At 72.3% G+C, this 9,772-nt stretch carries 8 protein-coding genes; 7 read left to right on the top strand and 1 reads right to left on the bottom strand.

All coding sequences use genetic code 11. From position 1 onward, the window contains the following. A partial coding sequence (locus ACFCY7_RS37870; RefSeq protein ID WP_376490629.1) for a pantoate--beta-alanine ligase occupies nucleotides 1-1,753 on the bottom strand: 1,753 nt, incomplete at its 3' end. A 293-nt stretch (nucleotides 1,754-2,046) separates the two neighbouring features. On the opposite strand from ACFCY7_RS37870, the gene ACFCY7_RS37865 reads away from it, so the two are divergent. From ACFCY7_RS37865 to ACFCY7_RS37835, 7 genes are all read left to right on the top strand, one after another. Then, nucleotides 2,047-2,445 (top strand): hypothetical protein, encoded by a 399-nt coding sequence (locus ACFCY7_RS37865; RefSeq protein WP_376490628.1) that lies wholly within the window; start codon nucleotides 2,047-2,049, stop codon nucleotides 2,443-2,445. Between the two features lie 32 nt (nucleotides 2,446-2,477). Then, nucleotides 2,478-3,527, top strand: coding sequence for a hypothetical protein (locus ACFCY7_RS37860; RefSeq protein ID WP_376490627.1), 1,050 nt, complete (start codon nucleotides 2,478-2,480; stop codon nucleotides 3,525-3,527). A 567-nt stretch (nucleotides 3,528-4,094) separates the two neighbouring features. Beyond that, the gene (locus ACFCY7_RS37855; RefSeq protein ID WP_376490626.1) at nucleotides 4,095-5,105 is read left to right on the top strand and encodes a D-alanine--D-alanine ligase; all 1,011 of its coding nucleotides are present in this window, start codon (nucleotides 4,095-4,097) and stop codon (nucleotides 5,103-5,105) included. Further along, the gene (locus ACFCY7_RS37850) at nucleotides 5,105-6,451 is read left to right on the top strand and encodes an MFS transporter (protein ID WP_376490625.1); all 1,347 of its coding nucleotides are present in this window, start codon (nucleotides 5,105-5,107) and stop codon (nucleotides 6,449-6,451) included. Before ACFCY7_RS37855 ends, ACFCY7_RS37850 begins: the two co-directional genes overlap by 1 nt. Continuing rightward, entirely contained in the window at nucleotides 6,448-7,077 is a 630-nt protein-coding gene (locus tag ACFCY7_RS37845) for a hypothetical protein (protein WP_376490624.1), read from the top strand. The genes ACFCY7_RS37850 and ACFCY7_RS37845 overlap by 4 nt, the downstream gene beginning before the upstream one ends. Then, complete coding sequence (locus ACFCY7_RS37840) at nucleotides 7,074-8,225, top strand: peptidogalycan biosysnthesis protein (RefSeq protein ID WP_376490623.1); 1,152 nt, start codon at nucleotides 7,074-7,076, stop codon at nucleotides 8,223-8,225. The genes ACFCY7_RS37845 and ACFCY7_RS37840 overlap by 4 nt, the downstream gene beginning before the upstream one ends. 95 nt (nucleotides 8,226-8,320) lie before the next feature. Continuing rightward, entirely contained in the window at nucleotides 8,321-9,586 is a 1,266-nt protein-coding gene (locus tag ACFCY7_RS37835; RefSeq protein WP_376490622.1) for an ATP-grasp domain-containing protein, read from the top strand. The last annotated feature ends 186 nt before the right edge of the window (nucleotides 9,587-9,772 follow it).

Here is a 9,772-nt window from a genome sequence, read left to right as displayed (position 1 = left end):
CCTCCGTGGCGACGGCGAGGTCGGCGTCCAGGGTGCGGGGGTAGCGGTCGAGGTCGGCGGCCTCGCCGAACTGGAGCGGGTTGACGAAGACGGTGACCACGACCTGGCCCTCGGGCCGCGCGGGCCCGTCCTTGTTCAGGCCCACCGTGGCTATCGAGTCGCCCGACGGCAGCTGGTCCCTGACCTCCTTCTCGGGCATCCCGACCTCCACCGCGTCGTACTGCTCGGGATCCATCATCCCGTCCTGCACGGAACCCATCAGGAAGTAGAGGCCGAAGCCCGCCGCGACCACGAGCAGGACGAGCGCGGCGAACGCTATCCCGCAGCCCAGCGCGATCGCACCGCCCGTGCTGCTGCTCTTTCCCCCGCGTACCGCCATCGCCAACTCCCGCTCCGTGACAGTCCAGTCGGCCGGTCCGACCGCGACCGGACGACCATCCCCCGCGAGCGGCCTCGTGGTCTGCTGCCGGAAGTCGTCGGCCTCGTCGACCAAAGGCGCTGCCTCCGCGACCGGCGCAGCCCCGTACGGCAGCATCCCGGCCACCCGGAACCCGCCGCCGTCGGCCGGACCCGCGTGGCACATGCCGCCGACCAGGCGGGCCCGCTCGGCGAGCCCGGTCAGTCCCTGGCCGCCGCTCACCACGTCCGCGGCGGGCCCTTCCGACGGCTCCTCGTTGAGGATCTCCACGACGAACGTGTCGGGTTCGTAGCGCAGTTCGACGCCGATCGACGCCCCCGGCGCGTGCTTGTAGGCGTTGGTCAGCGCCTCCTGCACGATCCGGTACGCGGCGTGGTCGGCGGCGGGCGCCAGGGACCGCTCCTCCCCGAGCCGGCGCAGCCCGACCGCGGTGCCGGCGGCCCGCGCCGCCTCCACGAGCCCCTCGATGCCCGCGATGCCCCGCGCCGCCTTGCCCGTCTCGTCCCCGGCCCGGGCGGGCGCCGGACCGCTCGGGGCCTCGATGCCGTCGCGGAGTATCCCGACGACCTCACGCAGTTCGTGCATCGCGGTCACCGACGCGTTCCGCAGGACGCCGACCACCTCGCGCTGCCGCTCGCCGAGCTCCCGGTCGACCTCGAGGGCGCCCGTGTGCACGGCGATCAGGGCCAGTTGGTGCCCGAGGCTGTCGTGCATGTCCTGCGCGATCCGCTGCCGCTCCCACAGCCGGGCCTGCCAGGCCACCATGGTCCGCTCGCGCAGCAGTTGGGCGTTGCGCTCCTGGAGCGCGTGCAGCAAGGTCCGCCGCTGGGTCCAGTAGCGGTGGGCGAGCCCGGGGGCCAGCGTGGTGCCCAGGTAGTACAGGGTCGCGATGAAGGCGACGAGGAGCAGCCGCTGCCGGTCCCCGGACTCCAGGAGCGTCCCCCCGACGTTCAGCACGAAGGCGGCGATGTACGCGGTCAGCGCGTGCCCGGCACCCACGATGTACCGGCCGGACGACCAGCCGACCACCAGCAGCAGCGGCCCCAGACCGGGCACGAAGGGCGTGAGTCCGGCGGCCACGACCAGCGTGCTCGCGGGGAGTCTCCGCCGCACCAGCGACAGCACGGCGGCACCGGCGGCGACCGCGGCCAGCCGCCACCCCTCGCCGCCCAGGAGCTCCTCGGTCCCGGCGGCGAGCAGCGCCACGACCACGGCCAGCGCCACCTCACCGGTGGTCCTGCGCCCCGACCACTGCCCGGGCACCAGGAACCAGGCCCACCCGTCGGCGATCCGGGCCCCGATCCGGCCCGCACCCCGACTCCCCGACTTCGCCATCTCGTCCACGCTCGCACCCTAGGCAGCGAACCCGGTCCCTGGCGCCTCTCTTTCGTAGCGCCCCCCGACGACCAAAGTCGCAGCCCTCCCATGATCGTTTCCGGTCACCGCGCACCGGCGAGTTGACTGATTTCTTTCTGGCGATCGATGCATAGGGAATCAAAGATTGATCCCCGTGTCTCCGTCCACTCGATACCGCGAGGGGCGATTCGTCGTCAATGGGGGAAATCTTGCTCAAGTTGAAAAAGCGGTCCATTGCCGCCGCTATAGGGATCGCCTGCGCATCGGCACTCATGTCGAGCCCCGCCCAGGCGAACGACTGGAACGTCTCTCCCAATGACTGCGTGGACGCCTACACCTTCAAGTTCCAGCTGTTCTACAACTCGAATTTCAATGGTTCGTGGACGAAGTTCGGATACAGCGAGGAGAACTTCGGCGCCGATGACGGCACCCCCGGCTACCTGAAGTTCCTCTTCTGTCCGAACCGTGGCGCCGGCAGCAATCAGGGCGTGAAGAACAACGCCGCATCGGCCCACAACCACAAGGACTACGGACGGGCCTGCATCGCCCGCGTCCACTTCAACAGCTACTTCAAGGGCGTCTACGACGACATCGCCGCGGACAACTACAAGAACCTGGTGAACACGTACAACGAGAACGCCTCGTTCGAATGGATGGGTTCGGGATGCTGAGCGAGAAGGAAATCACCGAAGGGCCGTCTTCCATGCGCAAGAGCAAGGCATTCAAGCCGACCGTCGCCGCACTCGCCGTGGCAGCCCTCAGCGGTGCCACGGTCGTCGGAATCGCCTCCTTCGACGAAAAGGAGAGCACGCCGCCCGCCTCTCCGCCGAAGGTCTCCGCTGCTTCCGCGGCGGAACTCTGGCGGACGCCGGAGGTCGCGCCGAAGGCGGACGACCCGTCCACCTGGACGCTGCCCATCCGCGCGTACCAGGTGAACGGCAACGACGTGAACCGCACCCTCCTCACCGCGGCCAAGGCCAAGAAGGCGGCGGCCTGCCTGGACCGCCTCGGCGTCGCCGCGCCGTTCGCCGCTCCGGAGTCCTGGGCCGAGGCGGCGCCCGCCGCGCACGCCGGACCCAAGAACGGCATGGACGTCCGGTACGGGGACCACGACCTCGCGAAGGTGTCGGCCTACGGCTACGGCTGGCCCGACGCCGCGCAGGCGGGGGCCCAGAGCGCCCGGTCCTCCCTCGGCGCCGACGCGGAGCTGAGCCCGGAGACCGAGCTGGCCCTCTACGGCCCGGGTGGCCGGAACGGGAACGCGGCGGCGGCCCGCACGGCCGCGGCCCCCACCGTGAACGGCAAGGCGGTGCCCGCCGCCGGCTGCGCCGGGGAGACCGAGCAGGCGCTCGTCGGGCGCACCCGTACGCCCGGTGTCCTGGACACCTCCGAGGACGCGATCACCAAGCTGGAGCGCCGGTCCTGGGACGGCATGCTCACCGACCCGCGGACGCTGGCGGTCTTCGCCAAGTGGTCGTCCTGCATGAAGACCAAGGGCTTCGACTACAAGGACCCGTGGGCGGCGAACGACGACCCGCGCTGGGCGCCGAGCGGCGGGAAGTCGGCCGAGGCCATCGAGACCGCCAAGGCCGACGTGACCTGCCGGAACGCCTTCGCCGTCTCGGAGACCATGCACACGGTCGAATCCGACTGGCAGAAGCGCCTCCTGAAGGAGAACCCGAAGGTGGCCGCCGACGCCCGGGGGTACACCCAGCGCGTCATGGCGCAGGTCGACGCGACGCTGGGCCGCTGAGCGGCCTGACCAGGTCCACCCAGACCTGCTGACCACGCCCGCCCACACCTGACCAGGCCCGATCAGGCCCGCCCACGCCTGACCGCACCCCTCACATGAAACGCGGGGTGCGACCCGCAGAGCCGGGTCGCACCCCGCCCCATAAACAGACTAAGCGTGCCGTTATCACCGACGTGACATACTCCCACCAGTCACCCTGGGTGACCGTCACGCCCTCCCGCCACCTGCCGCCTCGCACCCCACCACCCAAGCGACCCCCGCAGGGCCGACCTGAGGCCATCCCGCCGACCCGGCATTCCTCCCCGGGGACAACGCCCCAGGTGATACGCAACAAGTGCGCGTGTAAGGCGAGTTCACGACCCCATCCACGGGCGACGTGAAAATTCCGCCGCCCCGGGGCGCCGTCGACCCCTTCCACCCGAACTCGAGGCGAACAAGCACCCTCCGTGCGCGGAACACTCGCGCGCGTCGCACCCCCACTCCATATTGATCTTGAGAAGGAGACCGGCCAGGCGGTTTACTCCCGAGGAACGGATACGTGCAACGCGCATCGAATGGAACTTCCTCATGCCTGCCCAGAACCTTGTCCGAGACCGGGAGATGCTTCGCGGCAAACGTGTGGCCGTCGTCGCCGGCCCGGTTTCGCAGGAGGACGCCCTCTACCTGCGCACGGTGCCGCGGGCCCAGTGGTCGCTGACGGCCCTCCTCGAAGCCCTGACCGACTCGGGTGTCCACTGCGAGCACCTGGATCCGACGGCTCCCGACTTCGTCACGCGGATCACCGGATTCGACGCGGCATTCCTCAACGTCCACGGGCCCTACGGAGAGGACGGCCGCATTCAGGGCCTCCTGGACTTCCTCTCGGTGCCCTACACCTCGTCGGGCGTCCTCGCCAGCAGCGTCGGCATGGACAAGCTGGTCTCCAAAGCCGTCTTCGCGCACCTGGGCATCGCCACGCCCCGCAGCTCGCAGCTCCTGTCGCCGCAGACCGCCGTCGTCCCCGCGGACTTCCCGCTGCCCGCCATGCTGAAGGCGGTGGACGGCGGCAGCAGCGTCGGACTCCGCCTGATCGAGCGGAGCGACGAACTCGCCCCGGCCCTCGCGGACATGACGGAGCGCGGCTTCACCCGGTGCTTCCTGGAGGAGTACATCACCGGGCGGGCGATGACGATCAGCGTCGTCCCCTCCGACGACGGCCTGACGTGCCTGCCGCCGCTCGAATTCGTCACCAGCGCCGCCTACTACGACGAATCCACCAAACTCGGCGGCGCCGGCGCCCCGGCCATCGAGTACCGCGTCCCCGACGACCTCCCGGTGCACACCGTCAAGGAGATGGCCCGCGGCGCGGAAGCCCTGCACGCTTTCCTGGACTGCCGGGGCGCCATTCGCGTCGACTACATGGTCGACGCGGACGACGTCCCGTACGCGCTGGAGACGAACACCATTCCCGGCCTCCAGCGCCACAGCAACCTTCCCGTCTCCTGCGCCGAAGCGGGAATCTCCTACGACGAGCTCGTGATCGGGTTGCTGGCGGAGGCGGTGAAGCGGGCGACTCCCGCCCCCTGGACCGTGTCCTGATGCGAGCCGCCCTGCGCAGCCTCGAACTCCTGCCGTCGGACCCCGGACTCCGGCGCTTCGCGGCGGCCAACCTGGTGAACACCGTCGGCAGCGGCCTGTACCTCACGGGGAGCGCGCTGTTCTTCACCCGCGTCATCGGCCTGTCCTCGGGGCAGGTCGCACTCGGGCTCGGCACCGCCACGGCGGTCGGTCTCGCCCTCATGGTGGTGTGCGGGAAGCTCGCGGACCGCGTCGGGGCCAAGCCGGTCTACCTGGGGCTGCTGCTCCTCCAGGCCGCGGCCATGACGGGCTACGTGTTCGTGGACGGCGTCACGGGCTTCATGGTGGTCGCCGTGATCAGCGGCGTGGCCGACCGGGGCATCTCCGGGACGGTCGGCGCCCTGATCCACGTCGTCGCCCCGCCCGCCGAACGGCTCACCGCCCGCGCCCAGCTCCGTACCGCCACCAACGTCGGTCTCGGCTGCGGCACCCTGCTCGCGGGCATCGCCCTGTCCCTCGGCACGCCGACCGCGTACCGGGCCCTCATCCTGGGCAACGCGCTGCTCTTCCTCGTCGCCGCGGCGCTGGTCTCCCGGGTGCCCGCACGGGCACCGCTGAAGCGGGGCGGATCGGTCGGCGACGTGCCCGCCGCACGGACGCCCCGGCCGCTGCGCGACCGCGGCTACCTGGCCGTCACCGCCGCGAACGGGCTCCTCTCCCTGCACGTGAGCACGCTCTCCTTCGCCCTTCCGCTGTGGGTCGTCACGCGGACGTCGGCCCCCGCCTGGTCCGTCTCGCTGCTGGTGCTCGTCAACACGGTGCTCGTCGTGCTGCTCCAGGTCAGGGCCGGTCGCAGTGCGGCGACACTGCCCGCGGCCGTCCGCCAGGCGCGCAGGGCGGGCCTGCTCCTCGCCCTGTCGTGCGGCCTCATGTTCCTGACGGCGCACCTCCCGGGCGCGGCGGTCGTAGCGGTCCTGCTCCTGTGGGCCGTCGTCTTCACGCTCGGCGAACTGGCCCAGTCCTCCAGCGGGTTCTACTTCGGCTTCGAACTCGCCCCCGACACCGCGCAGGGCGCCTACCAGAGCGTCTTCGCGCTGGGCCCGGGCATCATGCGGAGCCTCGCGCCGGGACTCCTCTCCCTGGTCGTCCTCGACCACGGATCCGCCGGCTGGCTGTGGCTGGGCGCGCTGTTCACCGTCGCCGGCGTCCTCACCGCCGCCTGCGCCCGCCGAGCCGGCCACCGCCTGACCGCCGATCCGGCCGATCCGACCGATCCCGCCGACCCGGCCGATGCATCCACCCCGGTCGATCCCGCCGACGCGGTGCGTCCCGTCGGCGTTCCGACCGCCACAGGGAGCGCCGCATGACCCCTCACACCCCCCGCACCCCCCGCACACCGGGCACACCGGGCACACCGGGCACACCGACACCGCTCCTCCGGGAGCCGCTCGCCGTACGACGCTTCGGACAGCACTTCACCCCGGAGGAGATCGCGGATCCCGACGCCGTGTGGCCGTCCGACGGACCGCACGAGTGGGGGGAGCGGTGCTGCGGACTGGCATGCCTGCGCATGCTGCTCGACTTCCACGGTCTCGCCGTGCCCGACCGGCTCCCCCTGCTGCACCACGGCCTCGCCCTCGGCGCGCACACCCCCCAGGGGTGGCTGCACGCGGGCCTGGTCCGCCTGGCCGCCGCGTACGGACTCCAGGGCCACGCCTCGCCGTTCGGCGGCCCCGAGCCCCTCCAGGAGCTCGCCGCGGCCGGCACCCCGTCGATCGTCTCGTGCTCGTTCCGCTTCCCCGAGGACGGCCGCAAGGGCGGCCATCTGGTGCTGTTCACCGGCGAGTTCGACAAGGACGGCGAGGTGTACGCCGGCTTCGCCGATCCCTCGCGCTGGGGAGCCGACCACACGGCCGTGCCCGCGGCGCGCTTCTGGTCGAGCTGGACGGGGCGCGCCGTCGTCCTCACTCCGGTCGGGGAGAGCGCCGCATGAACGTCACCCTGACCCGTAACCTCGCGGACGTCCCGCGCGCAGAGTGGGACGCCCTCGCCGGCGGATCGTTCTACGCCGGACACGACTGGGCCGCCTACCAGGAACTCGATCCGCACGCACGCGCGTACTACGTCCTCGTCCGCGACGGGGACGGGGACGGGGACGGCGCGCTGGTCGCCGCCGCGAGCGCCTATCTCGTGGCGCGCGAGAGCAGCGGCCGCTACCGGCCCTCCACCGTGTTCCCGGACCTCGGACTCGCGCAGGACGGACCGGTCCTGCTCGTCGGGAACCGGCGGGGCCACGCCAACCGACTCCTGCTCGACCACTCCCACCCCCACGCGGACAGGGCGCTCGACCAGCTGGTCGCGGCGGTCGACCGGCTCGCGGCCGACGAGGCCGACGGCCACGCGTGGTGGCTGTACCTCGGCGAGGAGGACACCCGACGGCTGCTGCCGTACGCGCGTCTCCCCCGGCCCAGACTGCTCGCCGCCGACTGCGCCATCGGCCTGCCCGGCGACGGCTTCGACGACTACCTGGCCGCCGCCACCGGCAACCAGCGCCGCCAGATCCGCAAGGACCGGCGCACCTTCCTCGAAGCCGGCTACACCTACCGGGCCGAGGCCTTCCGGGACGTCTGGCGCCCCATGGGCCCGCTCATCGCCTCCCACCAGAGCCACCACGGCCACCAGGCCGCCGACGAGGCGATGACGGAGCTGATGCGGCAGCAGTCCGAGACCTGCGGGCGCACCGCGACGGTGCACACCTGCGGCCGCGGCCCCGCCATGGTCGGCTGCGCCCTGACCTTCGCCACGTCGACGCAGATCGCCGCCCGGGCGTACGGCTTCGACCACTCGCGGGGCGCGTCGGCCGCCGAGTACTTCGAGCTGTTCTACTACCGGCCCATCGAGCAGGCGTACGCGGTGGGCGTCCGCGAGGTGCACCTGGGCATCGGCACCCTCCAGCCCAAGATCCGCCGGGGCGCGCGCGTCCTGCTGCTCTGGGGCCTCGTCACGGGCGCGGACCTGCCGGCCGCGGACGACGGCGCCGCGGCCGTCCTCAACCGCGACGAGTGGGAACGGACGGCCGCGCAGCTCGGGGACCGCCCGGACGCCCTCTCCGACACCCTGCTGCCCCTCGCCCTCGCATGACCGGCGCCGGCCGCACGCGCCGGCGCCCTTCCCCGCCACGTTCGCATCCACGCGCAGGAGCGCCCTGCGCCCGTTCCCTTCGGAAGGACCCTCCCGTGGGAAACTCATGGCTCGTCTCAGTCGAGCTCCACACCCTGCCCGGCGGCGCCCGTGAGCTCGCGTCGGCCGGCGACCGGCTGACCGCTCCGAGTCAGCAGTTCCTGGCCGCCGCACGCGCGCGTGGCCACCGCACCGCGGTGGTCGCGGCCGACCGCTCGTTCTACGGATCGGCCTTCGACGACCTGGTGGACGCCTGGCTCATCACGGACACCAGCAGCCCGGAGCACGTGGGCCGCATGCTCGTGGCGCTGAGCGGCGAGGTCGCCGCCGTCCACAGCTCCGTGGACAGCTTCGTCGGCGTCGCGGCGAGCGTGGCCCGCCAGTACGGCCTCCCGGGGCCCGCCCCGGACGGAGCCGCCATACGCCGCGACAAGTCCGCCGCCAGGGCCGCTATGGCACGCGCGGGCGTGGAGGACGTCCGCTGGGCCACGCAGCCGGCCGACGCGGAGGCCCCGTCCTCGCCGATCGGCTACCCGTGCGTCGTCAAACCGGTGGACGGCGCGTCGAGTTGGGACGTCGCCCTGGTCGAGAGCGACGAGCAGGTGGCCGCCGTCGCCCGCAGCCACATGGCACGGTCGTACGGCCGCGGTGTCCGCCCCCGCAGGACCCTGCTGTTCGAGGAGGTCCTCAACGGCCCGGTGTTCAGCGCGGAGGGCTTCGTCGACGCCGACGAACTGACCGTCTTCGGCTACTCGGACCGTGTCATGACCGAGCCGCCGTACTTCGTGGAGCTGGCGCTGCGCTTCGCCGCCGAGCCCCCCTGCCCCGGCGCCGAGGACTTCGTACGGGACACGCTCCGGGCGCTGGACTACGACTTCGGCCCCTTCCACCTGGAGTTCGTCCTCACCGAGGACGGCCCCCGCCTGCTGGAGACGAACGCCCGCCTCGTCGGCGCCGGCATGCAGCAGGCCATCGGCTACGTGTCCGGCCTGCGGCCCGCCGAGGTCGTCGTGGCGAAGCTGACGGGCGCGGCCGTGCCCGCCCTCACGCCGAGCGGAGCGGTGACCGAGCTGCGCATCACGTCCCCCGTGACGGGCCGTCTCCGCGGCGTCACGGGCCTCGACGCGGCCGCGGCGGCACCCGGCTGCCGCTCCGTCGGCATGTACGTGGAGCCGGGCGAGGCCGTCAGCGCCGACGTGCACAGCAACAGTCAGCGGGTCGGCTACGTCCAGGCCGTCGGCGAGACCCGGGAGGACTCGTACCGCAACGCCCTCGCCGCGGCGGCGCACATCGAGCTGGACGTGGACCCCGACGCGGTCTGACGGCCCGCCGCACACCGTGCGGACTCCCGAGGGCCAGGGGCGCGCCTCCTGGCCCTCGGGAGCACCGGAGCGGCGGAAGCACCGGAAGCGGCAGAAGCGGCGTACGTCACACCTCGCGGCCCGAAGAGCCCGCGGCCGGAACACCCTTCGGTCCCCGGACCACCGGTCCGACCTGCGGGTACAAAG

The organism is Streptomyces sp. NPDC056361 (assembly GCF_042262805.1).
Lineage (GTDB): Bacteria > Actinomycetota > Actinomycetes > Streptomycetales > Streptomycetaceae > Streptomyces.
The sequence above is the reverse complement of the archived record's forward strand: the minus strand, read 5'-3'. Positions and strand labels throughout refer to the sequence as shown.